Origin of the sequence: uncultured Flavobacterium sp. (assembly GCF_937967675.1) — a bacterium.
Classification (GTDB): domain Bacteria; phylum Bacteroidota; class Bacteroidia; order Flavobacteriales; family Flavobacteriaceae; genus Flavobacterium.
In genome coordinates this window covers 1-26,983 of the sequence record NZ_CALBSN010000193.1, presented here as the reverse complement: position 1 = coordinate 26,983, position 26,983 = coordinate 1, and the positions used below count along the sequence as shown (strand labels likewise).

General features: G+C 33.1%; 26 protein-coding genes. 12 read left to right on the top strand and 14 right to left on the bottom strand.

Annotated elements, in window-relative coordinates; genetic code table 11:
• From Q0075_RS12705 to Q0075_RS12685, 5 genes are all read right to left on the bottom strand, one after another.
• Positions 1 to 499, bottom strand: a 499-nt coding sequence (locus Q0075_RS12705) for a YgcG family protein (RefSeq protein WP_297869830.1), incomplete at its 3' end; no start/stop codon positions are given.
• Between the two features lies 1 nt (position 500).
• Positions 501 to 938, bottom strand: coding sequence for a TPM domain-containing protein (locus Q0075_RS12700; RefSeq protein WP_297869829.1), 438 nt, complete (start codon positions 936 to 938; stop codon positions 501 to 503).
• Entirely contained in the window at positions 938 to 1,540 is a 603-nt protein-coding gene (locus tag Q0075_RS12695) for a LemA family protein (protein WP_297869828.1), read from the bottom strand. The genes Q0075_RS12700 and Q0075_RS12695 overlap by 1 nt, the downstream gene beginning before the upstream one ends.
• A 31-nt stretch (positions 1,541 to 1,571) precedes the next feature.
• On the bottom strand, positions 1,572 to 1,904 hold the full coding sequence (locus Q0075_RS12690) for a MerR family transcriptional regulator (RefSeq protein WP_297869827.1): 333 nt from the start codon (positions 1,902 to 1,904) through the stop codon (positions 1,572 to 1,574).
• A gap of 65 nt (positions 1,905 to 1,969) precedes the next feature.
• On the bottom strand, positions 1,970 to 2,947 hold the full coding sequence (locus tag Q0075_RS12685; protein ID WP_297869826.1) for a M23 family metallopeptidase: 978 nt from the start codon (positions 2,945 to 2,947) through the stop codon (positions 1,970 to 1,972).
• Positions 2,948 to 3,124: 177 nt separating this feature from the next.
• Between Q0075_RS12685 and alaS the strand changes: the two genes are divergently transcribed.
• Positions 3,125 to 5,776, top strand: a complete 2,652-nt coding sequence (alaS, locus tag Q0075_RS12680) for an alanine--tRNA ligase (protein WP_297869825.1) — start codon at positions 3,125 to 3,127, stop codon at positions 5,774 to 5,776.
• Positions 5,777 to 5,872: 96 nt separating this feature from the next.
• Positions 5,873 to 6,643 carry a hypothetical protein gene (locus tag Q0075_RS12675; RefSeq protein WP_297869824.1) on the top strand — a complete coding sequence of 257 codons (771 nt, stop codon included), beginning with the start codon at positions 5,873 to 5,875 and terminating at the stop codon, positions 6,641 to 6,643.
• 51 nt (positions 6,644 to 6,694) lie between these two features.
• Here Q0075_RS12675 and Q0075_RS12670 read toward each other — a convergent pair whose 3' ends face one another.
• Entirely contained in the window at positions 6,695 to 7,066 is a 372-nt protein-coding gene (locus Q0075_RS12670) for a RidA family protein (RefSeq protein WP_297869823.1), read from the bottom strand.
• 81 nt (positions 7,067 to 7,147) lie between these two features.
• Between Q0075_RS12670 and Q0075_RS12665 the strand changes: the two genes are divergently transcribed.
• Entirely contained in the window at positions 7,148 to 8,098 is a 951-nt protein-coding gene (locus tag Q0075_RS12665; RefSeq protein WP_297869822.1) for a GSCFA domain-containing protein, read from the top strand.
• Between the two features lie 181 nt (positions 8,099 to 8,279).
• On the opposite strand, the gene Q0075_RS12660 is transcribed toward Q0075_RS12665, so the two are convergent.
• Positions 8,280 to 10,202 carry an ABC-F family ATP-binding cassette domain-containing protein gene (locus tag Q0075_RS12660; protein ID WP_297869821.1) on the bottom strand — a complete coding sequence of 641 codons (1,923 nt, stop codon included), beginning with the start codon at positions 10,200 to 10,202 and terminating at the stop codon, positions 8,280 to 8,282.
• Positions 10,203 to 10,269: 67 nt separating this feature from the next.
• On the opposite strand from Q0075_RS12660, the gene Q0075_RS12655 reads away from it, so the two are divergent.
• The gene (locus tag Q0075_RS12655; RefSeq protein WP_291109319.1) at positions 10,270 to 10,683 is read left to right on the top strand and encodes a DUF983 domain-containing protein; all 414 of its coding nucleotides are present in this window, start codon (positions 10,270 to 10,272) and stop codon (positions 10,681 to 10,683) included.
• Between the two features lie 18 nt (positions 10,684 to 10,701).
• Here the strand turns inward: Q0075_RS12655 and Q0075_RS12650 are convergent, their stop codons facing one another.
• From Q0075_RS12650 to topA, 7 genes are all read right to left on the bottom strand, one after another.
• Positions 10,702 to 11,754, bottom strand: a complete 1,053-nt coding sequence (locus tag Q0075_RS12650; protein WP_297869820.1) for an FAD-binding oxidoreductase — start codon at positions 11,752 to 11,754, stop codon at positions 10,702 to 10,704.
• Positions 11,755 to 11,819: 65 nt separating this feature from the next.
• Positions 11,820 to 12,734, bottom strand: coding sequence for a gliding motility protein GldN (gldN, locus tag Q0075_RS12645; RefSeq protein ID WP_297869819.1), 915 nt, complete (start codon positions 12,732 to 12,734; stop codon positions 11,820 to 11,822).
• A 49-nt stretch (positions 12,735 to 12,783) separates the two neighbouring features.
• Positions 12,784 to 14,313 carry a gliding motility protein GldM gene (gene gldM / locus Q0075_RS12640; protein ID WP_297869818.1) on the bottom strand — a complete coding sequence of 510 codons (1,530 nt, stop codon included), beginning with the start codon at positions 14,311 to 14,313 and terminating at the stop codon, positions 12,784 to 12,786.
• A gap of 50 nt (positions 14,314 to 14,363) precedes the next feature.
• On the bottom strand, positions 14,364 to 14,999 hold the full coding sequence (gldL, locus tag Q0075_RS12635) for a gliding motility protein GldL (RefSeq protein ID WP_297869817.1): 636 nt from the start codon (positions 14,997 to 14,999) through the stop codon (positions 14,364 to 14,366).
• 53 nt (positions 15,000 to 15,052) lie between these two features.
• Positions 15,053 to 16,435: a gliding motility lipoprotein GldK gene (gldK, locus tag Q0075_RS12630; protein WP_297869816.1), complete on the bottom strand. Its 1,383-nt coding sequence runs from the start codon at positions 16,433 to 16,435 to the stop codon at positions 15,053 to 15,055.
• Positions 16,436 to 16,589: 154 nt separating this feature from the next.
• Complete coding sequence (locus Q0075_RS12625; RefSeq protein ID WP_297869815.1) at positions 16,590 to 17,738, bottom strand: formimidoylglutamase; 1,149 nt, start codon at positions 17,736 to 17,738, stop codon at positions 16,590 to 16,592.
• Between the two features lie 3 nt (positions 17,739 to 17,741).
• Positions 17,742 to 20,243, bottom strand: a complete 2,502-nt coding sequence (gene topA / locus Q0075_RS12620) for a type I DNA topoisomerase (protein WP_297869814.1) — start codon at positions 20,241 to 20,243, stop codon at positions 17,742 to 17,744.
• A gap of 253 nt (positions 20,244 to 20,496) precedes the next feature.
• Here topA and miaB point away from each other — a divergent pair, with 253 nt between their 5' ends.
• From miaB to groL, 8 genes are all read left to right on the top strand, one after another.
• Complete coding sequence (miaB, locus tag Q0075_RS12615) at positions 20,497 to 21,945, top strand: tRNA (N6-isopentenyl adenosine(37)-C2)-methylthiotransferase MiaB (RefSeq protein WP_297869813.1); 1,449 nt, start codon at positions 20,497 to 20,499, stop codon at positions 21,943 to 21,945.
• A gap of 41 nt (positions 21,946 to 21,986) precedes the next feature.
• Positions 21,987 to 22,358: a GxxExxY protein gene (locus Q0075_RS12610; protein ID WP_231843154.1), complete on the top strand. Its 372-nt coding sequence runs from the start codon at positions 21,987 to 21,989 to the stop codon at positions 22,356 to 22,358.
• A gap of 45 nt (positions 22,359 to 22,403) precedes the next feature.
• Positions 22,404 to 23,663 carry a sigma-54 dependent transcriptional regulator gene (locus Q0075_RS12605; RefSeq protein WP_297869812.1) on the top strand — a complete coding sequence of 420 codons (1,260 nt, stop codon included), beginning with the start codon at positions 22,404 to 22,406 and terminating at the stop codon, positions 23,661 to 23,663.
• A complete protein-coding gene (locus tag Q0075_RS12600) occupies positions 23,663 to 24,166 on the top strand; it encodes an LptE family protein (RefSeq protein ID WP_297869811.1) in 504 nt (167 codons plus the stop codon). The genes Q0075_RS12605 and Q0075_RS12600 overlap by 1 nt, the downstream gene beginning before the upstream one ends.
• A 14-nt stretch (positions 24,167 to 24,180) precedes the next feature.
• A complete protein-coding gene (locus Q0075_RS12595; protein WP_297869810.1) occupies positions 24,181 to 24,978 on the top strand; it encodes a tetratricopeptide repeat protein in 798 nt (265 codons plus the stop codon).
• Positions 24,978 to 25,343: a preprotein translocase subunit SecG gene (secG, locus tag Q0075_RS12590; protein WP_297869831.1), complete on the top strand. Its 366-nt coding sequence runs from the start codon at positions 24,978 to 24,980 to the stop codon at positions 25,341 to 25,343. Before Q0075_RS12595 ends, secG begins: the two co-directional genes overlap by 1 nt.
• A gap of 140 nt (positions 25,344 to 25,483) precedes the next feature.
• Positions 25,484 to 25,759, top strand: coding sequence for a co-chaperone GroES (locus tag Q0075_RS12585; protein WP_297869809.1), 276 nt, complete (start codon positions 25,484 to 25,486; stop codon positions 25,757 to 25,759).
• A 38-nt stretch (positions 25,760 to 25,797) separates the two neighbouring features.
• Positions 25,798 to 26,983: chaperonin GroEL (gene groL, locus Q0075_RS12580; RefSeq protein ID WP_297869808.1), on the top strand; the 1,186-nt coding region annotated here is incomplete at its 3' end.

The following is a 26,983-nucleotide window of genomic DNA, read 5'->3' as shown; positions in this document are numbered from 1 at the left end:
CTTTTCTAGAACCTTTGTATTTTCCTTTTAAAACTTCAAAAATAGCATCGGCACCTTTATCTAAACCGTTGTAATAACTTCCAGCTTTGAACTCGGGAATGATGATGTTTCGAATAAGTTCTCCGTTGATACCAGCAGTTAATCTATCTTCTACTCCGTATCCTGGAGCAATCCAAATTTCTCTATCGTTTTTTGAGAGTAAAATTAGAATTCCGTTGTCTTCTTTTTCTTGACCAATCCCCCATTCATGTCCCCATTTTGGAGTTAAAATCCCAATATCTTCTCCTTTTAAATCATCAATTGTAATGACTACAATTTGCGTTGTAGTAGAATCAGAATAACGAATTAATTTGTTCTCTAATTCTTTTTCCTCTGTCGGATTTAAAACATCGGCATAATCGTAAACACTTGTTTGAAAACTAGGTTTTTTCGGAATATCAAACTGGGCATGAGCCATCAAACCGCTTAAAGCCAATACAAATAAAAATAACTTTTTCATATTAACTTCTTGAGATTTCGTTAGACAATTCATTTGTATCATCCGATTGATAAGGGAAATATTTTTTCAATCGTTCGCCAGCTCTTAGAATACCTTCGACCAAGCCTTTTTTGAAATTTCCTTCTTTGAAATTAGCAATTACGACATCTTTTGTACAATCCCAAAAATCAGCTTCCACTACTTTATCAATACCTTCATCACCAATGATAGCGAACTTTTTATCCGAAACACCTACATAAAACAGTACTCCGTTACGGTCTTGAGTTTCGTGCATGTGGAGTTCAAAAAAAACCTCCTGAGCTCGGTCAAGAGGTGATTTTTGGGTATGTTCTTCTAAATGCACTCTGATTTCTCCCGAAGTGTTTTTTTCCGCTTCAATAATCGCTTGAACAATTTCTTGTTCGTCTGCTTTTGATAAGAAATCTTCTGTTTTAGACATTATTTTTTCTCGTTATTAAAGTCAAATTCTACATCAACTGGTTTTTCTGCACCTGCAACTGCATCAAAATATGGTTTCTCTTTATAGTTTCCTAAGAACATCGAGTTAGGAAAAACCAAAATGTAGTTGTTGTATTTTTGAACCGATTCGTTAAAACGTGTTCTTGCTGTCAAAATTTGGTTTTCTGTACTAGCTAACTCGTCTTGTAATTTCAAGAAATTTTGATTTGCTTTTAAATCTGGATATTGTTCCACAGTAACTAATAATCTTGACAAAGAGCTATTTAAATTTCCTTGTGCTTGATTGAATTGTGTTAATTGTTCTGGCGTCATATTCGTTGGATCAATTTTTACAGAAGTTGCTTCAGAACGCGCTTTGATTACCGCTTCTAAAGTAGATTTTTCAAAATCAGCCGAACCTTGAACCGTTTTAACTAAATTTCCAATAAGGTCATTTCTTCTTTGGTATGAAGTTTCTACATTTCCCCATTCTTTATTTACTTCTTGATTTACTCGAACAGCTCCGTTTTTAATACTGATGTACCAAAATCCAATAATTAGTAATAATCCTCCTGCTATTATCCAAGGCAAAAATTTTCTCATAGTTTTTTAAATTTTAAAGTTGATTAATTGTTTATAGTTGATTTTTTATTGTATTCAATTGTGCTTTGATGGTTTCTAATTTGCTGATAATTTCAAATTTATCTAGCGTTTTTTTCTGACCTTCTTTTAAATGTGTTTTGGCTCCTTCTAAGGTAAATCCACGCTCTTTTACCAAATGATAAATCAATTGCAAATTCTTTATATCTTCTGGTGTGAACATGCGATTTCCTTTTGCGTTTTTCTTTGGTTTAAGAATATCGAATTCTTTATCCCAAAAACGAATCAAAGACGCATTCACGTTGAACGCTTTGGCTATTTCGCCAATACTATAATATCTTTTATTTGGTGCTAATTCTAAATGCATTTTTCAAGTTCAAGTTCAAATTCAATTACAAGTTTAAAGCTTCTGAAATCATCAATCTTAAATCGTTAATCCAACGATTGATTTTCTTGGTTCGCTAATTTTGAAATTTCTATATATTCTTTTGCTGAAATACTTCCATAATAGAAATTCAGCGGATTTACGCGTTCACTACCTTTGAATACTTCATAGTGCAAATGCGGTGCCTGACTTCTTCCTGTACTTCCCACATAACCAATAATATCACCACGTTTTACTCTTTGTCCAGGACGACAATTGTATTTACTCAAATGCGCATACAAGGTTTTGTAGCCATAACCGTGATTAATTTCAATATGATTCCCATAACCTGACAACGAAGCATCTGCTTTATACACTACTCCATCACCTGTGGCGTAAATTGGCGTTCCAGTTCTTGCTGTGAAATCCATTCCGTAATGGAATTTTCTAATTTTAGTAAATGGATCACTTCTATAACCATAACCCGAAGCCATTTGTTTTAAATCTTCGTTCTTAACCGGTTGAATTGCTGGAATTGCCGCTAACAGCTTCTCTTTCTGTTTGGCTAAAGCTACAATTTCATCTAATGATTTCGATTGAATTACCAATTCTTTTGTTAATATATCAACTCGTTTTGTAGTGTTTTCCATTAACTCAGAATTATTATATCCTTGCAAATCTTTGTATCGGTTAACGCCTCCAAATCCAGCTTTTCGTTCTTCTTCTGAAATAGGTGTCGAGTTAAAATAAATACGATAAATATTATTATCTCTATTTTCTATAGCTTGCAAAACATCGTCCATCAAATCCAGCTTTTTATTCAGAACGGTGTAATTCAATTTCAAGGCTTCAATTTCTCTAGCTTGAATTTTGTCTTTTGGTGTTTCGAAATAACTGGTATTAATCAACAAGATAAAACTCAAAAATCCAAACAATGCCGAAGACAATAAAAAAAGCATTACGTAAGCAAATTTCTTTCTCTTTTTAGGCAGAATGCGCTTGTATGCTAAATTTTCTGAATCGTAATAATATTTTACCTTCGACATATGTGAAAATATACTATTTTTGTGCCAAATTTATTGGTATAACATAAGTTATACGAACAAATTTAAGAAATGTTTCATTCTTTAGCTATTTTATTTTTAATTGGGCTATTTTTTTGAACATTTCCTTTCGTTCTAGCATCACAATAAACAAATAAAAACAGATCTAAATTATTGATAATGAAATCGCAAGACATTCGTAAAGCATACTTGAATTTTTTTGAATCAAAAGGACATTTAATTGTTCCTTCTGCGCCAATCGTTTTAAAAGACGACCCAACTTTGATGTTCAACAACTCGGGAATGGCCCAATTCAAAGAATATTTTTTAGGCAATGGAACTCCAAAAAGTCCAAGAATTGCCGATACGCAAAAATGTCTTCGTGTTTCTGGTAAACACAATGATTTAGAAGATGTAGGTTTTGACACCTATCATCATACGATGTTTGAAATGCTTGGAAACTGGTCGTTTGGCGATTATTTCAAGAAAGAAGCATTGGCTTGGGCTTGGGAATTCTTAACTGAAGTATTGAAGTTAGACAAAGACCGTTTATACGTTTCTGTTTTCGAAGGAAATCCAGCCGAAAACGTTCCGTTTGACCAAGAGGCTTTTGATATTTGGAAGCAATACGTTTCGGAAGACCGCATCATCTTAGGAAACAAAAAAGACAACTTCTGGGAAATGGGCGACCAAGGTCCGTGTGGTCCATGTTCTGAAATTCATATCGATTTACGTTCAAACGAAGAAAGAGCTAAAGTTTCAGGAAGAGAATTAGTCAATGCTGATCATCCGCAAGTAGTGGAAATTTGGAACAACGTATTTATGGAATTCAACCGTAAAGCGGATGGTTCTTTAGAAAAATTACCAGCGCAACACGTAGATACCGGAATGGGATTTGAGCGTTTGTGTATGGCGATGCAAAATGTAACTTCGAATTACGATACGGATGTTTTTACACCGCTTATCGCGAAAGTTGAAGAAATTACAGGATTAAAATATACTTCAAATGATGCAATGACAAGTCGCGACTTGTCAATACAAGAAGAACAAAACAAAACGAACATTGCCATTCGTGTAATTGTGGATCACGTTCGTGCGGTAGCTTTTGCTATTGCTGATGGACAATTGCCTTCAAATACAGGAGCAGGTTATGTGATTCGTAGAATTTTACGTCGTGCGATTCGTTACGGATTTACGTTTTTAGGAACGAAAGAGCCTTTCATCAATAAATTAGTGGAAGTGTTAGCGAATCAAATGGGTGAATTTTTCCCAGAGATTAAATCGCAACAACAATTGGTTACCAATGTAATTCGCGAAGAAGAAGCGTCTTTCTTACGAACTTTAGAGCAAGGATTACAATTATTAGATAAAGTAGTTGCGGAAACATCTGGAAAAGAGGTTTCAGGAGAAAAAGTATTCGAATTGTACGATACTTTTGGTTTCCCGAAAGATTTAACGGCTTTAATTTTAAAAGAAAAAGGCTATTCGTTTAACGAAACCGAATTCGAAACGGAATTGCAAAAACAAAAAGCACGTTCTCGTGCCGCTTCGGAAGTAACTACTGACGACTGGAAAGTTTTAATTGATGGGAATGTGGAAACATTCATTGGTTATGACCAAACGGAAAATAACGTTAAAATCACACGTATTCGTAAAGTAGATTCTAAAAAAGATGGTGTTTTGTACCAAATTGTTTTAGATGCTACTCCGTTCTATCCAGAAGGTGGTGGACAAGTTGGTGACAAAGGAACGTTAGTTTCTGCTAACGAAACGATTGAAATTATTGATACGAAAAAAGAAAACAACTTAATCTTACATTTTGCCAAACAACTTCCAGAAAACGTGGAAGCTGGCTTTGTAGCAAAAGTAAATACTGATTTGAGAACTTCGACTTCTAAAAATCACTCGGCTACGCATTTGATGCATTTGGCCTTGAGAACGATTTTAGGAACGCATGTGGAGCAAAAAGGTTCATTGGTAAACCCAAATTACTTGCGTTTTGACTTCTCGCATTTTTCTAAAGTTTCAGACGAAGAATTACGTCAAGTTGAAGCAAGTGTAAATCAACAAATCGAAGCACAATTGCAATTGGTAGAACACAGAAACATTCCAATCAAAGAAGCATTAGACAAAGGTGCAATGGCATTATTTGGAGAGAAATATGGTGATAATGTTCGTATGATTGAATTTGGTGAAAGTAAAGAATTATGTGGTGGAATTCACGTGAAAAACACGGCTGATATTTGGCATTTCAAAATTGTTTCAGAAGGAGCTGTTGCTGCTGGAATTCGTCGTATTGAAGCGATTACAGGTGATGCGGTGAAAGATTTCTATAAAAATCAAGAAAATACTTTGGCTGAAATCAAAGAAGTATTGAAAAACCCACAAGATGTTTTAAAATCGGTGGCTTCATTACAAGATGACAATGCAAAATTGAAAAAACAATTAGAGCAATTAGTTAAAGAAAAAATCGAAGGATTAAAAAATACTTTAGTTGCCGATTTCCAAGAAATCAACGGAATCCAATTTTTAGCCAAACAAGTAGATTTATCTATGAGTTCGACTAAAGATTTAGCGCAAGCTATTGGAACTTCAAAACCAAATACGTTTGTATTCTTAGCTTCAATTGAAGATAATGCACCAAACATTCACTGTTATATTTCAAAAGAATTGGTGACTGAAAAAGGGTTAAACGCTGGAAATGTCATCAGAGAATTAGGAAAATTCATCGACGGAAATGGTGGTGGACAACCTTTCTTTGCATCTGGAAAAGGGAAAAATGTAGGTGGAATTAAAGAAGCGTTGGAGAAAGCAATAACATTTGTGAAATAAAATAGAAACATTCTATATTATAAAAAAACCTACATTGATACAAAATCTTTGTAGGTTTTTTTTTCTATATTGCTAACCAATTAACAAACAAAAAAAATGAAAAAACTACTTTACCTTTTTAGTGCTCTTGCACTTACTTTAACTTCTTGTTCAAGTGAAGATGATTCTAACAATAATTCTTCCGATGTCACATTAATAAAAAAAATTATTCTAACATCTGATGATGAAGAAGATGATTCTTATTGGAACAATACAATAATCTTCACTTATAATGGAACTAAACTAGTTGAATCTAGAGAAGATGATAACTATAAAACTGTATATACTTACACTGGGGATTTAATTACTAAAATTGAATATTTTGACGGAACAGTTTTAGATGAGTATGATCTATTTTCTTACAACTCAAGTGGTAAATTAATAGAATATCGTTCTATTGGAAATGATTTTGAAGAAAAGTTTACTTATACTTATAATAGTGATGGAACTGTTTCTGTTAACGAATATCAAGGAACAATTGGCAGTCCTACTCTGGTTCCGAGTTCACCTTACACATATACTTTTACAAATAACGAATTAACAGCTGATGATGACAGTATTTTTGTATATGAAGACAAAAATAACCCTTTTATGAATGTAACCGGATTTAAGGAATTAATGCTTCCTGAATTTGCTGATGACTATATGATTGCTTTTGGAAGAAACAAAATGATGACATCAACTTATGATGAGAGCAATACCTCTGAAGGGATTTTTGCAACTCATACTTACAATTCAAGTAATTTCCCTACATCATCTGTTATAAATGCTAATTTTACATTAGGTTCATTTATTGGAACTGTTAATGTTCAATATTTCTACAACTAATTATTAAAAAATAATGAATCCCGATAAGCTTCAAACCTTATCGGGATTTTTTTATTCTACTACTGCAATTGCTTCAATCTCAATCAACCATTCTTTTCTGCCTAAATTTTCTACGCCTACTAAAGTGCTTGCTGGATAATTTTCATTTCCTAGAAATTCCTTTCTAACTTTTCTGAAAATAGGCAAATCAATTTCAGGGTTAAAATTTACGATGTACGTATTCATTTTTACTACATCTTTAAAAGTAGCATTGCAATTGATAAGTTGTTTTTCTAAATTTTGAAATGTCGTAATGGTTTGCGCTTCTAAATCTACACCATCACCTATTTGTCCTGAAATGTAAAGCGTTTTGAAATTTCCAGTTTTTACTAAAACGGTTTGAGAGAAACCTTCGCTAGGTTCGATGTATACTTTTTCAATCATTTTGTATTGCATTAAATCTTGAGTAAAAATACTCGTTTTTTGTAAAAAGTAGTTTAAATTTGGACTTTAAACCCAACTGATTTGCAATTCACTACCAAAATACCCGTTCAAAAAAGCACTTTCCCAATCGATTACGATTCGAAAGTTATGTTATTGGGTTCGTGTTTTGCGGAAAATATGGGTAAAAAGTTTGATTATTTTAAATTTCAAGCTACTACCAATCCGTTTGGAATTATTTTTAATGCGGTTTCTTTAGAAAAGTTAATCCGTCGCGCTGTTGAAAATAGAACTTTTACCGAAAACGATATTTTCTTTCATAACGATTTATGGCATTGCTATGAAGTACATTCGGAACTGTCAAATTTGGATAAAGATGCCTTTTTAGAATCTTTAAACGATATAATTCGTTCCACAAATAAACAATTAAACGAATCAACACACATTATAATTACGCTAGGAACGTCGTGGGTGTATCGAAATATAGAAACAAACGAAATTGTCGCCAACTGTCACAAAGTCCTTCAAAAGCAGTTTACAAAAGAATTGTTGTCGATTCATCAAACCGAAGAAAGTTTACAAAGTATTATTTCATTAATACATTCGGTGAATCCAAACTGCAATTTTATTTTTACGGTTTCTCCTGTACGCCATATAAAAGATGGATTTGCAGAAAACACGCTAAGTAAAGCGCATTTGATTGCAGCAATTCACAAAACAATCACCAATCACCCATCACCCATCACCTATTTCCCTGCATACGAAATTATGATGGACGAATTGCGCGATTATCGTTTTTATGCTGAAGATATGTTGCATCCAAGCCAAACGGCAATCGATTATATTTGGATACAATTCTTTGAAAATTATATTTCAGAATCGGTGTTTGGATTGATGAAGGAGATTTGCTCTATTCAAAAAGGATTGCAACATCGTCCGTTTAATCCGAATACGGAAAGTCATCAAAAATTCGTATTGACGTTAGAAGAAAAAATGAAGAGAATAAATGAAAGGCTGCCCACTATTCAATTCTAAAAATACGACAAAAATCGTATTTTAAATGAAAGAAGATAGCTTGATATTTATTTCATAAAACAATTAAAAATATGAAGTTAGCGTTCACAAAATTTATTAGAAAAAATAAAATCGTAATAATTATAGTTATTATTGCGATTGCTTGTTTACTTTTGAATTGCTATAATTTGTGGTTCTGTAATTAACTATTCAATTCTTCAATTTCTAGCTGAACTATTTCCCAATCTTCTAAAAGTTGTTCCAACTCTTTTTTCTTTTTTTCGTAAGCTGCAAAAAACGTAGCATCTTCGATATGTTTATCGTAGTTTGAAGCCAGTGCTTTATCATCGGCCTGAATGGCTTTTTCTAATTGCTGAATTTGACTTTCGATTTTACTCAGCTTGTTTTGTAATGCTTTCGCTTTCTTTTGATCTTCGTATGAGATGCTTTTTACAGCTTTCGCATTTTGAGATTGTGCATTCACTACAACATCTTTCTTTTCAATTTCACGCATATTCATAGCGTTTTTCTGTTCTAAGAAGAAATTGATATCGCCTAAATATTCTCTGATTTTTTGATCTTTGAATTCGTATACTATATTTGACATTCCTTGCAAGAAATCACGATCGTGAGACACTAACAACAATGTTCCTTCAAATTGCTGTAAAGCGGCTTTTAAAACGTTTTTAGACTTAATATCCAAGTGATTTGTTGGTTCATCCATTACTAAGACATTAATCGGTTGTAAAAGCAATTTACAAAGCGCCAAACGATTTCGCTCTCCTCCCGAAAGTACTTTAACTTTCTTCTCTACTTCATCACCACGGAATAAAAACGCTCCCAACATATCACGCACTTTTGAACGATTCGTATCGGTTGCGGCTTCTAACATTGTATCTAACAATGTTTTTTCTCCATCTAAATATTCTGCTTGATTTTGAGCAAAATACCCTAATTGCACATTGTGTCCGAGTTTTATGGTTCCTTCGTATTCAAATTCGTTTACGATTGCTTTCATAAACGTAGATTTTCCTTGACCATTTTGCCCAACGAAGGCAACTTTACTTCCACGCTCTACTAAAAGCGAAATATCTTTTAAGATTACTTTATCGCCATACGCTTTGGTAACGTGTTCCGCCTCTACCACTACTCTTCCTGGCGTTTGCGAAACTGGAAATGAAATATTCATCACCGAATTATCGTCTTCATCAACTTCAATTCGTTCTACTTTATCTAATTTTTTAATCAACGATTGCGCCATCGATGCTTTAGAAGCTTTGGCTCTAAATTTCTCGATTAACTTTTCAGTTTCTTCAATTTTTTTGGCTTGATTTTTCTGAGTTGCCAATTGCTTTTCTCGAATTTCCTGACGCAACACTAAATATTCCGAATAAGGTTTACTAAAATCGTAAGCTTTTCCTAATGAGATTTCAATCGTACGATTTGTTACATTATCCAAAAACATTTTATCGTGCGAAACGATTACCACAACTCCAGGGAAATTTCGTAAAAATCCTTCTAACCAAATAATACTTTCAATATCCAAGTGGTTCGTAGGCTCATCTAAAAGCAAAATATCGTTAGATTGTAATAATAATTTTGCTAATTCAATACGCATTCTCCATCCTCCAGAGAAAGTATCGGTTTGGCTATCGAAATCTTCTCTTTTGAAACCTAACCCTAACAGAATCTTTTCGGTATCACCTACATAATTGTAACCTCCTAGAACTTCATAATGGTGTGTAACATCACTTAATTCTTCAATCAAATCGGAATATTCCTGACTTTCATAATCGGTACGAGTAACTAATTGGTGATTGATTTCATCAATTCGGAATTCGGCACGTTTGATTTCTTCAAAAGCCATATAAGCTTCTTCTAAAACCGTTCTTCCTTTAACAAAATCAATATCCTGACGAAGAAATCCGATTTTTACTTCTTTTTCAGTTGCAATAGTTCCACTGTCTGGTTTAAAATCACCCGCAAGCATTTTCAACATGGTTGATTTTCCTGCACCATTTTTCCCAACAAGACCTACTCTGTCACCAGAACCTAATCTAAAAGTTACTTCTTCAAAAAGATAGGTTCCACCAAATGAAACCGATAAATTATGTATGTTTAGCATATTGATTGTTACAATTGTTACACAAAGAATTGTTAGTTATTGTACCTTTGTGTAAAATATTTTGCAAATGTTAAAAAAAGGATCCAAATTAAATAGTATTTTAACAGGAAGTTGTCCAACTTGCCATGAAGAAAGCATGTATTTAGACAAAAATCCGTATAATGTTCTAAATGTGTACAAAATGCATGAAAATTGTAGTCATTGTGGAACTAAATATAAAATTGAACCCTCATTTTTTTATGGGGCTATGTATGTAAGTTATGCCTTAGGAATTGCGTTTGGCGTAGCTGCATTTATTATCACTTATTTCTTTGTTGGAGAAAAGAATTTGGTAAACAATTTTATCGCAATAATCATTACTTTAATAGTATTTATGCCGGTAATTATGAGATTATCTAGAAATATATGGATAAATCTGTTCATGAGTTACGACAAAGATTGGAAACAACACAAGGGCGAAAAGAAAGCCACACTTAGATAATTAAAAAACCGAAACAAATTAGTTTCGGTTTTTTTTATAGCATCTTATTATATCAATTTCCTTTTCTAAAGGAATGTTTTTTTCTATATGCTGAAATAACTCATTAGCCAAATAAGGTCCGAGCATTACACCTCGAGTTCCTAAACCATTTAAAACATGCAAATGAGAATATTCTGGGTGAGTACCAACTAATGGTCTTCTATCTTTAACTGTAGGACGAACACCTGCAAAATGCTTCACAACTTCAAAATCGCATGATATTAATTCGGATAATTTTTCGATTAATTCCTGTTTTCCTTCCTCTGTTGGAGTATTCGTTTTGTCTTTCCAATCATAAGTAGCCCCGACTTTATACAAATCATTTCCAATTGGAAGTATAAATACACTTGATTTTATAACCACACCTAAATCTAAATTGGGTGCTTTGATGATCAGTAATTCACCTTTGGTTCCATCCAAAGGCAAATCATTAAAATAAGGATTGGCATGTAATCCAAAACCTTCTGCAAAAATGATGTGTTTAGCTTTTATGTCTTTATATTGAATTCCGTATTCTAAAAATTCGATTTTAGCATAGTTAAAACCTTCATTAGAAAAACAATTTAAGCCTTGCAAATATTTAGTATAAGCTTCAATTAAAGTTGAGATTTCTAAATAACCGGTATGATTGACTTTTCCATAGTTAAATGGAGAAGCAATATTTTCATAAGAAGTTGTGACTAATTTAGCATCTAAAAAAGGAGCTAAATTTGGCTTATCTGCAGCTTGAAACCAATTATTTTGCTCTTCAACCGAATACAATTTTCGAAGAATTGGCAATTCAAAATCGAAGACTACATTCAATTTGGATTGAATTTTATGGTATAAAGGGAAAGCAAAATCAATTTGTTCCTTTGCTTTCCATACTTCACTGAATCTTTTTAAAACTACTGGGTTATATAATCCACCAGCAACACGAGAAGAAGGTTGCGAATTGTTATCAAAAACAAAAATTGATTTATTGTTTTGCAAAGCAATTTCAGCAAATGAAATTCCGGCTAAACCATTTCCAACGATTATAAAATCTATCATGGTGTAAAATTAAAAAACTCTTACCAAATGGTAAGAGTTTTTTAAATGAAATTGGAGAAATACTATTAATAATTCCACATGTCTTGTTCAAAATCACGAATCTTCTCTTTAACACGATCAGATTCTAATAATTGCATTTGAGAATTTTCCTTCATGTAATCTTTTATCATACGATCACCATATACATTCTCTTCTAAATAAATCATACCATTAAAACGACGAGCATTTAACAAATGATCGAAAGTAAAAGGCATAGCAGAATTTCTGTTATTAAAAGCTTTTGCTTCATGTAGAATATCTCTTGCTGATGGGAAATAAACCCAAAATAATTCAACCATTTCTGGGTTAGGATTATCCATTTCATAAACATCTGGTACAACAGGACAAATACCTAATAAACGGTATTTTAATTCGCCTTGTCTTTTATCGAAATACCAATAACCAACAATTTTATAAGCATCTACGTTGTAAGCTTCAATTTCAGTTTTTCTGATATACTCTTCAGAAATCTTTTTAGTACCTTTTCTGTAAGCCTCAATATCTTCGTTCATTTGTTCACGACCTACATCAGTAGTATCAACTTTAAACAATGAAGCTTCGATGTCTTTTAAAGTTTTTTTAGTAGTAAAATAACTTGAGTCATACACTTCAGTAATAGTACCATCTTTAATTCCTTTTACTAGTACATTATAAAGAGGTCTTCTATCAGGAGATGTCATTACATCTCCTTCAACAGGAAAATAAAGTGGAAAATTCACTCTTTCATCGAGATCAATAACTTCCCAAATACGTTTTCCCATCAAGATATCTCTATCATGAACATAACCGTAAGGTAGCGGTTTATCATTATCTGCACTTAATTCAGCCTCCGTCTTTTTTCCTATTTGGTCAGGAGTTTTTGCATTTAATAAATTTGACTGTGCAAAAGTAGTAGAACATAATCCTAAAACTAAAATTGCAATACTATTTCTCCAATTCATTCTATTTATTTTTTATTTGGTTTAATGAATAAACACAAATTATTTTAAATTATTGTATTTCGTAAGTACAAGGTGAAACACGTTTTGCAACTTGATCAATACCAACGAAACTTGCTTTAATTTCAGAAATTATAACAATATCTCCTTTAGAGGCCTTAGCTATTGCAGCTCTGGCTCTTGAATCCATTTTATTTCCAGAAACTACAACAGTAGGTTGTCCAGGAACTTTAATATTAAATTGTGTTACATTAACAGTCACAGGAAAATCAAAATCTTCCATAGCAGCAGTAACAGAACAAACTTCTAAATTACTTTTTGGACCTTTGTTCTTATCTAAACCACCAACTTTTCCTGTTGGTGCAGGTAAACCTTTAATTCTGAAAACTTGTGCACTTGACATTGTTTTACCATCAGGCATAGTTGCACTAACATTAATTTTAACTTCACTTCCTGAACCTGGTTTTAACATGAATTTACCATCACCTACTTTAGACATTCCTTGCGCATTTGCATTTACTTTATTAGATGCAATTCCAGGAACAGAAATAGAAATAGGGTTAGGAACACCACGGTAAACAACGTTCATTTTGTCAGCAGAAATAATTGCTTGATTAGGTCTTGGAACTACAACGTAAGTACCTTCAAAGCTTAATGGAATTTCTTTACCATCTTCTAAGAAACCAAATTTACCAGAAATCTTTTGTTCTCCGATTGAACCAGCAGTTGTAGAAATTACAGCTTGACCATTTTCAATTTTTCCGGGACCATTGAAAGATGTTGGAACAGTATTAGCATCATAACGACCTAAAACAACCTTACCTTTAACTGTTTCACCTTGAAAATAAGCATTTTTTTCTAAAACAACAATAGCTTGAAAGTTTTTCATTGATGCAGCAGATTGTAAGGCATTACCTAAAAATAAATTGTAAGCACCAGCTTCAGTATTTTTAACATCATTTTGCATTGCAGTTAAAAATGTCAAAGTAGATACTGCTGGAAAACCTTTAGCCTTGTAGTCTAAAAATTTAATTTTAACACCCTCCTTATTTGCAATATCTGCAGTAGAAAATTTCTTTTCAACTTCTTTTATGAAAGGAATATATTTTACATCATTTCCTAATACCTTTTTGATATCAGCAACATATTTATCTATTTTAGAAACAATTTCAGTACCTCTTGGACTATATCCATCACCTTGAAACCATTTTTCATCAATTGTTGATTTATCCATAGATTCAAAAGGTAATTTACCATTCTCGTTAGGCTCAAAACCTTCAACAACTTCAGATTTAACACTTTCTAAAAAAGAAACAAAATCTTTAGAAATTTTAGCTACTTCTTTTGCTTTTTTTGCTGGCTCAGCATATTTAGCAGGTTCATCACTTGCTTTTGTGTTTAAAGCCGTCAATAATGTTTCATTAGATTTATCAGTCAAAATGTTAGATTCGGTAAATTTATCGTTAAAATTACCAAACGCAGATAACACTTCTTTTGACATGTTTAATGCCAACATTGCGATGAAAACCAAGTACATCAGGTTAATCATCTTCTGTCTAGGGGTTAATTTTCCTCCTGCCATTTCTTTTTAAATTAGTTTTGTAATTAATAAATGTATAATGATAAAACTAATTATCCTCTGTTACTCATAGCAGACAACATACCACCATAAACTGCATTCAATGAAGCAATGTTAGATGTCATTGATTGCATTTGCTCTTTTAATTTAGCAGCGTTTTCAGCAATTTCTTGATTAGCTTGTGCATTTCTATCAGCACTTTCTAATTGAATTTTGTATAAATTATTTAAAGCTTCCATTTGAGCAGCAGCAGTAGACATTTCCTCTGCGTATTTCTTTTGACCAGCCATTGCATCAACCGTTGGAGAAATAGATTTAGCAGCTCCTTCAAAGTTTTTGATGCTATTTCCTAAGCTAGCCATTAATTCTCCATCAATTTTAGCTTCTTTCAACATATTGTCAAGTTTTTGAGACAATAAACCTTGAGCATCAGCTGGATTTTCTGCCTTTTTATCTTTAGCCTTAGCTTCACCACCTGCCAATTCAGGATACACTAAAGACCAATCTAATTCTTTTTCAACAGGTTCAAAAGCTGATAAAGCAAAGATAAATGCTTCAGTCACAAGCCCTACAATAAGCATGATATCAGCCCCTGTCCAGTGTTGAAGTTTAAATAATGCTCCGATAATTACTACCGCTGCTCCCATTCCATAAAGGAACCCCATTGCTTTTTTGCTTAAAATTGCCATAATAAATAAATTTTAGTTAGTTAAGTTAAATATATAATAAAATTGGTTAAATACTATTTAGGTCTATTTCCTGTAGACGCTGTACCCATGTAATCCTGAACGGTTCTAAACCCTATATAACTTCTTGCTGAATCAGCATATTCGTAATCGCGAGTAGATACCTGTAAGAAGTACGCAACATCTTTCCATGAACCACCACGAACAACTTTTCTCTGATTTTTCTTGTCAGCTACATGTGGATTCATTGTAGAAACGAATTCATAAGCTTCTGCATAGTAAGAAGATTCTGTCCATTCAGAAACATTTCCAGCCATGTTGTAAAGATTAAACTCATTAGGCTCATAAGATTTTGCTTCTACTGTATACAAAGCACCATCTGCAGCATAATCTCCACGATTAGGTTTGAAGTTAGCCATAAAACAACCTCTATCGTTTTTAGCATAAGGACCACCCCAAGGATATGTACCACTTTCAATTCCACCTCTTGCAGCATATTCCCATTCAGCTTCTGTTGGCAAGCGGAATGAGTTTACTTGATCTCTACCTTTTTTCTTTTTAATATATGCGTTTTTATACATTGTTCTCCAAGCGCAAAATGCTTTAGCTTGATTCCAAGAAACACCCACAACTGGGTATTCTCCATAAGCTTGATGCCAAAAATAATCATTATGCATTGGCTCATTATATGAGTAAGCAAAATCTTTTATCCAAACCGTTGTATCAGGATAAATTTCGATAGGCGGAGCATCTTCATAAAAATTCTTACGTCCTTTCTTTTTTACCGCTTTATTTAAATCAACCTGATTGTACTTGAATTTTAATTTTGAAACATCAATAGTTTTAAGACCATTATAAGATTCAGATTCTGGCAAATACATTGAATCCATAACTTCAACATAAAACTCATCTGGATATTTAGAAGGCTCTTTTACAAGTTTCACCTTTCTATTCAGTTTTCTTCCAGCATAAATATCATCATCAGTACCTACACTATAATAATTTTCATACATGTACTTATCGTAAGGAGTCATTTTCTCTGGATCAACATCTGCAAAAGCAAAATCTCCAATACTTCCTCCTTTACCTCCTCCTGATCCTGGTTTTTGACCTTGTTCATCAGCCAAAATAGCTAATCGAGTTCTAATCGTTGAATCTTTGACCCATTCAACAAATTGACGATATTCTTTATTAGTAATCTCAGTTTCATCCATGTAAAAGGAACGAACTGTAACAGTTTTAGTAGGTGCGTCTTGAATATTAGCTAAATCATCATCCGCTTTACCCATAATAAAAGCGCCTCCAGGAACCAATGTCATTCCGTAAGGTTTTTCGGGATGCCATTTTCTCCCTTTAACTCCTACTAATTCTCCTTTATCGCCTTTACCACAACTGATAAACAATGACAAAATTGCTGAAAATGCAACAAACTTCTTCATATAAACTTGGGTTAAATGTAATTTCTATTTAAGGGCGTAAACCTATTCAATAATTTTGAAAAAAACAACATTTTTTTCAAAAACGTGTAAAAAATATTAAAATTTAAAATTATATAATTTTTAACATTAGTTAACCGTTTGAAAAATAGTCTTTTTAAACAACATTTCTTCTTTGGGCTTTCCACCATCTTTCTGGAATTTCCTGTTCACATGCAGCTAAATAATCTTCATGTGTACAAGGCAATAACGTATTTCTTTTTAATTTATTATTAACGTTAGTTAAAAAAGGTATTTCAATCCACCATCTTTCTGTTTTATTACTCTTATAAAAGATTAATTCTTCATCCTCAATAGGAACAATATATTTTATATAGCTATCTTTTGTACCAAATGGATACTCATGAGAGCGAAAACAAAATCCTTCAATAAAATACCACAACATTTGAGCGGTCAAAAAAACTTCATTTCCATTTGGATTAAAATTAAAAATCCCAAAAGAAGTCACTTTATCACTTATTCCTGCATAACGAGTTAGTGCACAAATCTCTTTTCCTGTAAATCCATTTGGATTAAAAATATCAAAATTTCCGGAATATGACGATTGAACCGAATGCATATCAATACTAACTAAATCAGCATCTCTAAAAACGGGTTCTGCCACTGCAATATTATTTGAAACTTCTCCTAAACGATAAGCTTCAAAATATAATTTCTCGATTAAATCGATTTCTTCTTGCGAATTAAAATACGTTTGAAAGCCTAAGTTACTGTAATTAAAAAGATTGTTAGGCTCTTCAATAACAATTTTTGAGAGATATGATTCTGAATCCAACTTATTCTCTTTCGAAAAATCAAATTGATTATCTACCGAAACAATATTTACCATTTGATCTAAATTATCATAACCGCGATACATTGGATAAGTTAAATCTTGACTTCCACCTATAACAACTGGAATAATTCGTTTCTTTATCAACTCAGCTACTAAACTTTTTACAACAAAATATGTATCTTCAATGCTTGCTCCAGCCTCTATGGTTCCTAAATCAACTATAGTAGTATTCCAATTTCCTGGAAAAAGACTGTAAAATTTCTTTCTAAAGTCGTCAAAAGAAAAATCATCATTGTCTTTTTCACTTCCTCTAAATTCATTAACAGTGATTATAGCTATAGCAACATTGTCCAAAACCGGGAAATCGGTTTGGGTATGAAACACCACTTTCTTTCCCAATGTCTGATTGGATAATGTTGCAATGTATTCTTCTACAGCAGTTGAAATAGGTTGTAAAAAATCAAAAACCATTGCTTATTTCTTTTTAGCGGTTGTTTTCTTAGCTGGTGCTTTTTTTGTTGCCGTCTTTTTAGCAGGAGTTTTCTTTTCTATCATTTCTTGAACTTGTGCCAACGTTAATTTAGAAGCATCAACATCTTTGCTCAATTCAATTTTGATTTTGCCCTTTGTAATTACAGAACGACCCCAACGTGCTTTTTCCACTTTGATTCCTTCTTCTTTCCAATCGTGAATTACTTTATCAATGTCTTTTTGTTGTTTTTCTTCGATTAACTCGTTTAAATCTGATTGCGATAAATTATCGAAGTTGTATTTTTTATTTACATTGATAAACATTCCATTCCATTTAATGAAAGGTCCAAAACGCCCAACACCCTTTTGAATTGGTAATCCATCATATGTTCCAATTGGTGCATCCGCTTGTACTTTCTCATCAATTAAACCTTGAGCCGTTTCCATGGTAACATCCATTGGATCCATTCCTTTTGGTAAGGAAATAAATTGAGAACCAAAACGAACATAAGGTCCAAAACGACCATTGTTCACTTCAATTTCTTCTCCTTTATATGTACCTAATTGTTTTGGAAGTAAAAATAAATTCAATACTTCTTCCAAAGTGATATTTCCAATATTTTGATCTTGACGTAAACTTGCAAATTGTTTGTTTTCATCATCGGAATCACCTATTTGAGCCATTGCTCCATATTTTCCTAAACGAACCGAAACTTGTTTCCCTGAAACTGGATGTACTCCTAAGATTCTTTCACCGCTTTCTCTGTCTGCATTTTTCTCTACATCAACTACATTGGGATGGAAGTGTTTGTAGAAATCGTTCATCATTTTAGCCCAATCTACTTTTCCTTCTGCAATTTCGTCGAAATCTTGCTCCACTTTAGCTGTGAAATTATAATCTAAAATCGTATTGAAGTTCTTCACCAAGAAATCATTCACGATAATTCCGATATCCGTTGGAACTAATTTTCCTTTATCTGAACCTACATTCTCCGTTAAAACTTGCGATTTTACTTCCCCAGCTTTTAACATCAATTGGTTGTATTTTCTTTCTTGACCTTCGAAACTTCCTTTTTCAACATACGTTCTAGCGATAATAGTAGAAATAGTTGGCGCATACGTTGACGGACGACCAATTCCTAATTCTTCTAATTTTTTCACCAAAGAAGCTTCAGTATAACGACTTGGCGGACGCGAAAAACGCTCCGTAGCCGTGATATAATTATTTGTAAGTTTTTCGTTTACTTTTAAAGCAGGCAACATTCCTTCTTGTTCTTCATCATCGTCGTCATTGCCTTCTAAATACACTTTTAAGAAACCTTCAAATTTAATAACTTCTCCAGTTGCTGTAAAGGTTTCCGAATGATTGCTTGCTTCGATTTTTACATTAGTTCTCTCTAATTCCGCATCGCTCATTTGAGAAGCCAATGTTCTTTTCCAAATCAATTCGTACAAACGCGCTTGATCTCTATCGATATCCACTGTATGTCTTGACATATCTGTTGGACGAATCGCTTCGTGCGCTTCTTGTGCTCCTTTTGATTTGGTATTGAAATTTCTTGGTTTCGAAAATTCCTTTCCGTAGTAACTTGTAATTTCAGCTTGAGCTGCTACCATAGCTTCTTGCGATAAATTCACACTATCCGTTCTCATATAAGTAATAAGTCCGGCTTCGTACAAACGTTGTGCAATTTGCATGGTAATTCCAACAGGTAAATACAATTTTCTGGCTGCTTCTTGTTGCAACGTTGAAGTGGTAAAAGGGGCTGCTGGTGATTTTTTTGTGGGTTTGGTTTCTAAATCTCCTACTTTGTAAGACGAACCTATATTTTTAGCTAAGAAATCTTCTGCTTCTTTTTTGGTCGCGAAGTTCTTAGGTAATTTTGCTTTGAATGTTTTTCCAGCTTCGTTTGTAAATTCTGCCGTAATACTGTAAGAAGCTTCTGGTTTGAAATCTTGAATTTCTCTCTCACGTTCTACAATCAAACGAACCGAAACTGATTGCACTCGACCAGCCGATAATCCCCCTTTTACTTTTTTCCAAAGTACAGGCGATAATTCGTAACCTACTAATCTGTCTAAAACTCTACGCGCTTGTTGTGCGTTTACTAAGTTGTAATCTATTCCTCTCGGATTTTCAATTGCTTTTTGAATAGCCGATTTCGTGATTTCGTGAAAAACGATACGTTTTGTTTTTTCTGGTTTTAATTTCAACTCTTCTGCTAAGTGCCAAGAAATTGCTTCTCCTTCACGATCTTCATCGGAAGCCAACCAAACCATTTCGGCATTTTTAGCTAATCCTTTTAATTTGGTCACCAATGCTTTTTTATCTGCCGAAACTTCATATTTCGGTTTAAACCCATTTTCTACATCTACTCCAATTTCTCTCGAAGGTAAGTCGGCAATATGTCCATAACTCGACTCTACTTGATACTCACTTCCTAGAAATTTCTCGATGGTTTTTGCTTTTGCAGGTGACTCAACGATTACTAAATTCTTTGCCATTTCACATTTTTTTGAATCGCAAAAGTATAGGTTTTTTTTAAATTTTAACATCGTGAATATTTTTTTACCTATAATTAACCAAAATATCAGTCAAATTAATCCTATATATATAGGTATAAAATCCATGTAAAACGGCTACTTAGAAATAGAGAAAAAAATAATTTAAAAAATCCTGTTAAACCTTTTCTGCCATCTTGTCAGATTTTATAATTTAGTATTATCTTTGCGGACTGATTTAATGGAAATCTTTGATATGGAAAAGGTAATTGATGAAAACAAACAAGGTCAGAGTTTAGTACTTGACCAAAAAGAAGGAAATACAAAAAAACTTTTTATAGAGAGTTATGGTTGCCAAATGAATTTTTCGGACAGTGAAATTGTAGCATCTATTCTTTATGAAAACGGATATAATACCACTCAAAATCTAGAAGACGCTGATTTAGTTTTGGTAAATACTTGTTCTATTCGTGATAAAGCGGAGCAAACAATTCGCAAGCGTTTAGAAAAATACAACGCGGTAAAGAAAATAAATCCAACCATGAAAGTTGGAGTTTTAGGTTGTATGGCAGAACGTTTGAAAAGTCAGTTTTTAGAGGAAGAAAAAATTGTAGACATGGTGGTTGGACCCGATGCTTACAAAGATTTACCTAATTTATTGGCTGAAGTTGAAGAAGGAAGAGATGCCATCAACGTAATTCTTTCAAAAGAAGAAACGTATGGAGACATTGCTCCTGTTCGTTTAAACAGCAACGGAGTTAATGCTTTCGTTTCGATTACAAGAGGTTGTGATAACATGTGTACGTTTTGCGTTGTTCCTTTTACACGTGGTCGTGAGCGTAGTCGTGAACCACAAAGTATTTATGATGAAATCCAAGATTTGTACGATAGAGGTTTCAAAGAAGTGACTTTATTAGGACAAAATGTAGACAGTTACCTTTGGTATGGCGGTGGTTTAAAGAAAGATTTCGATAAGGCGACTGATATGCAAAAAGCGACTGCAGTTGATTTTGCTCAATTATTAGACAAATGTGCTACGTTGTTTCCAAAAATGCGTTTTAGATTCTCAACTTCTAATCCGCAAGACATGCATGTGGAAGTGATTGAAACTATGGCGAAACACCATAACATTTGCAAATACATTCACTTACCTGTTCAAAGTGGTAGTACCCGAATTTTAAAAGAAATGAATCGTCAACATACGCGTGAAGAGTACATGGAGTTGATTGATAAAATATACTCGATTATTCCAGATATTTCATTGTCGCAAGATATGATTGCTGGTTTTCCAACAGAAACGGAAGAAGATCATCAAGACACATTGAGTTTAATGGAATATGTGAAATATGATTTCGGATTTATGTTTGCGTATTCAGAACGTCCAGGAACTTTAGCCGCTAGAAAAATGGAAGACGATGTTCCAGAAGAAGTAAAGAAAAGACGTTTAAATGAAATCATCGACTTACAACAAAGAATTGGTTTAGAAAGAACGCAACGTTTCATCGGTCAAGAAGTAGAAGTATTAATTGAAAAAGAATCTAAACGTTCAGATGCTCACTGGAGCGGTAGAAATTCTCAAAACACCGTAGTAGTTTTTCCAAAAGAAAATTACAAAGTAGGCGAATTCGTAATGGTAAAAATCACAGATTGTACCGCTGCAACATTAATTGGAGAAGCGGTTGGTTACTCAACTGTAATGAACTAAAAATATAAGCCACGGATTAAAAGATTAACACGGATTTCAATATGGGACTTTATAGAGAAGAAGAAACTTTTAAAATTATTGGTATTTGTATGGAAGTTCACAGAAATCTTGGTCCAGGATTACTTGAAGTAGTTTATAAAGATGCGTTAGAGATAGAATTTAAAGCAAATAATCTTCCTTTTGAGAGAGAAAAAGAATTTTCAATCGAATATAAAGGAGTTATATTACCACATAAATTTTATGCTGATTTCATTGTAAATGAAGATATTGTTTTAGAAGTGAAAGCAGTAAAAGAATTTTCAGGAGAACATACTGCACAAGTATTGAATTATATGAAACTTTCAGAATCAGAAATTGGATTATTGGTGAATTTTCAAAACAAATCACTACAACATAAAAGATTAGTATTTTAATTAATCCGTGAAAATCCTTTAATCCGTGGCAAAAAAAATAAAAAAATGGAATCAGTACAAGCTATAAAACAACGATTTGAAATTATTGGGAACGACCCAAAACTCAATCGTGCTGTGGAGAAAGCCATTCAGGTAGCTCCAACAGATATTTCGGTATTGGTAACAGGTGAAAGTGGTGTTGGAAAAGAAAGTATTCCAAAAATCATTCACGCCCTTTCACACAGAAAACATGGAAAATATATTGCCGTAAACTGTGGAGCTATTCCAGAAGGAACGATTGACAGTGAACTTTTTGGTCATGAAAAAGGTTCGTTTACTGGAGCGACTAACACACGTGAAGGTTATTTTGAGGTAGCTGATGGCGGAACTATATTTTTGGATGAAGTCGGCGAATTACCTTTAACCACTCAAGTGCGTTTATTACGTGTTTTAGAAAATGGTGAATTTATTAAAGTGGGCTCATCACAAGTACAAAAAACGAATGTTCGTATTGTAGCGGCTACGAATGTAAATATGTTTGATGCGATTGAAAAAGGGAAATTCCGTGAAGATTTATATTATCGTCTGAGTACGGTTGAAATTGCATTGCCACCACTTCGCGAGCGAAAAGATGATATTCATTTGTTGTTTAGAAAATTTGCTTCTGACTTTGCTCACAAATATAAAATGCCGCCAATTAAATTGGATGACAGCGCAGTGGAGTTACTTTTAAAATATCGTTGGAGCGGAAATATTCGTCAATTGCGAAATGTGGCGGAACAAATTTCTGTTTTAGAAACGAAACGGGAGATTTCATCGCAAACACTTCTTTCCTATTTACCAATGGAAAATCCAAATTTGCCATCAGTAATAGGAAGCAAAAAATCGGAAAGTGATTTTAGTAACGAAAGAGAAATTTTGTACAAAGTTCTTTTTGATATGAAGAGCGATTTGAACGATTTAAAGAAATTGACATTAGAGTTGATGCAAAATGGAAGTTCAAAAGTTCAAGAAGCCAATAAAGGATTAATTCAAAAAATATATGGTAAACTCGAAGAAAATACTATATTTGAAGAAGAACCAAGAGTTGAAATGCTTCCAAATCAAAACAATTTGATTCAAGAAGAATTTGAAGACGATGACGATGAAAATTATTTATTCGCTGAAACCGTTGACGAAGAAGAAACGTTAAGTTTAGAAGCTAAAGAAATTGAATTAATCAAAAAATCTTTAGAACGAAATAAAGGAAAACGAAAAGCAGCAGCAGATGAATTAGGAATTTCCGAAAGAACACTTTATAGAAAAATCAAACAATACGATTTATAATGAGATATTTCATCATAACATTAATACTTGTATTTTCATTCGTTTTGAATAGTTGTGGAATTTACAACTTTACCGGAGCAAGTCCAGTAAATGCAAAAACTTTTCAAGTAAATTACTTTCAAAACAATGCTCCCTTGATTGAACCAGGTATTGAAAGAACTTTTACCTTAAAATTACAAGACATTATTCAAAGTCAAACCAACTTAACCTTAGTAAGTCAAGAAGGTGAATTACTTTATGAGGGTGAAATTGTAGATTACCGCATTACTCCTATGACGGCAACTGCAGATCAAAAAGCAGCACAAAACCGTTTAACAATAACGGTGATGGTTCAATTTACCAACAGAAACAAAGAAGACGATAATTTTGAAAAACGTTTTTCATTCTTCTATGATTTTGATGCCAATCAGCAATTGGTTGGTTCTCAATTAACAACGGCATTAGATGTTATTTTTGAACGAATAACACAAGATATATTTAATGAATCATTAGCTAAGTGGTAATTAATTTGTAAATTTTGAACATATCCGATTTAACATATCTTTTAAATAAGCCCGAAACTATAAACGAAAAGCAAACCATAGCTTTAGAGAATGTAGTTTTGCTGTTTCCTTATTTTCAAGCGGCAAGAGCTTTACATTTAAAAGGATTGTTCAATCAGGAGAGTTTTAGATACAATTACGAATTAAAAAAAACAGCAGCTTATACTACGGATAGAACCATTTTATTTGAATTTATAACTTCTGATAATTTCACAGCGATTCAACAGGAAAAGATAGATGAAATTCAAAGATCATTGTTAGATATTGAAGTACATCAAATGGAAGAAGTAATAGTTTTAGCTGAGATTGAAACTACATCAACTTCTGAAGAAACAGAAATAACAGAACCAACTTCTGAAGAAAAACTAGAACTTGGCAAACCATTTCTTTTTACTCAAAATGAAAGACATTCCTTTCAAGAATGGTTACAATTGACAAAAATTTCTCCAATTGCTCGAGAAAATGAGGAGAAAACATCTCAAATTGACCCCGAAAAACAAAAAAAATTAGAGATAATAGATAAATTTATTGAAGCTAATCCGAAAATTGCTCCAGTAAAGGAAAACACAAAAACACCTGCAAACATTAGTAAAAGCGTTGAAGAACCTACACATCTAATGACAGAAACTCTAGCAAAAGTATATTTGGAACAAAAAAAATACACAAAAGCGATTCAAGCTTATGAAATTTTAATTTTGAAATATCCAGAAAAAAGTAGTTTCTTTGCAGACCGAATAAATGAAATCAAAAATTTACAACAAAATAATAATTAATTATGGGATTCACAGGTTTTTTAATTGCGATAACAATTGTTTGTTTTTTATTAATATTAGCTATTATGGTTCAAAACCCTAAAGGAGGAGGTTTATCTTCTTCATTTGGTGGTTCACAACAATTAGGTGGAGTTCAAAAAACAACCGATTTCTTGGATAAAAGTACTTGGACATTAGGAGGAATTTTAATTGCATTAATTTTACTTTCTAGTTTAAGTTTTAATGGTACTGCATCAGGTTCTAAAGTTTTAGGTGATGATGAGTCAGTTGTTCCTACAACTACAATTCCAACAACTCCAGAAGCTGCAAAACAAGCTGCTCCTGCTGCTACACCAGCACCAGTGGCAACAGATTCTACAAAATAAGAATTGATAAAATATATAAAATGCCAGCATGTCAGTGCTGGCATTTTTTTTACAGAAAAATTGTCAGAAAATCGCTTTGGCACAATTTCTGAAAAACAACAAGCAACAAATTAATTTTAATAAACAAAATATATACAATTATGTCATTAAACATTAAACCTATTTCAGATCGTGTAGTAATTGCTCCAATAGCAGCAGAAACTACAACAGCTTCAGGAATCATCATTCCAGACACTGCAAAAGAGAAACCACAAAAAGGTACTGTTGTAGCCGTGGGAAATGGCAAAAAAGATTACACTATGTCTGTAAAAGTTGGAGATACCGTTTTATATGGTAAATATTCAGGAACAGAATTCAAATATGAAGGTAAAGATTACCTAATTATGAGAGAAGACGAAATTTACGCAATTCTTTAATCACAGATTAATCAATAACATTTAAACAAAAAATTAAAATGGCAAAAGATATAAAATTCGACATTGAAGCACGCGATGGTTTAAAACGTGGTGTTGACGCATTAGCAAATGCAGTAAAAGTAACTTTAGGTCCAAAGGGAAGAAATGTAATTATTTCAAAATCATTTGGTGGACCAACAGTAACGAAAGATGGTGTTTCTGTTGCAAAAGAAATCGAATTACAAGATCCATTAGAGAATATGGGTGCTCAAATGGTAAAAGAAGTAGCTTCTAAAACCAATGATTTAGCTGGTGACGGAACAACGACTGCAACCGTTTTGGCTCAAGCAATCGTGAAAGAAGGTTTGAAAAACGTTGCTGCTGGAGCAAATCCAATGGATTTAAAAAGAGGAATTGACAAAGCCGTAGAAACTATTGTTGCTGAATTAGGCAAACAAGCGGTTTCAGTTGATGATTCTTCAGATAAAATCAAACAAGTAGCTTCTATTTCGGCTAACAATGACGAAACTATTGGTGATTTAATTGCTACTGCTTTCTCAAAAGTAGGTAAAGAAGGGGTTATCACTGTAGAAGAAGCAAAAGGAACAGATACTTATGTAGATGTTGTAGAAGGAATGCAATTCGACAGAGGTTATTTATCGCCTTACTTTGTAACGGATGCTGACAAAATGGTGGCGGAATTAAGCAATCCATATGTTTTACTTTACGACAAAAAAATATCTAACTTACAAGAATTATTACCAGTTTTAGAACCAGTAGCTCAATCAGGAAGACCATTGTTGATTATTGCTGAAGATGTTGACGGACAAGCATTAGCAACATTAGTAGTAAACAAATTACGTGGTGGATTAAAAATTGCTGCAGTTAAAGCTCCAGGTTTTGGAGACAGAAGAAAAGCTATGTTAGAAGACATCGCCATCTTAACTGGAGGAACCGTAATTGCTGAAGAAAGTGGATATTCATTAGAAAATGCTACTTTAGATATGTTAGGAACTGCAGAAAACATTACAATTGATAAAGACAATACTACAATTGTAAACGGTTCTGGTGATGCTGAAAACATCAAAGCAAGAGTAAACCAAATTAAATCGCAAATCGAAACAACCACTTCTGATTACGATAGAGAAAAATTGCAAGAGCGTTTAGCTAAATTAGCTGGTGGTGTTGCCGTTTTATATGTTGGAGCAGCTTCTGAAGTAGAAATGAAAGAGAAAAAAGACCGTG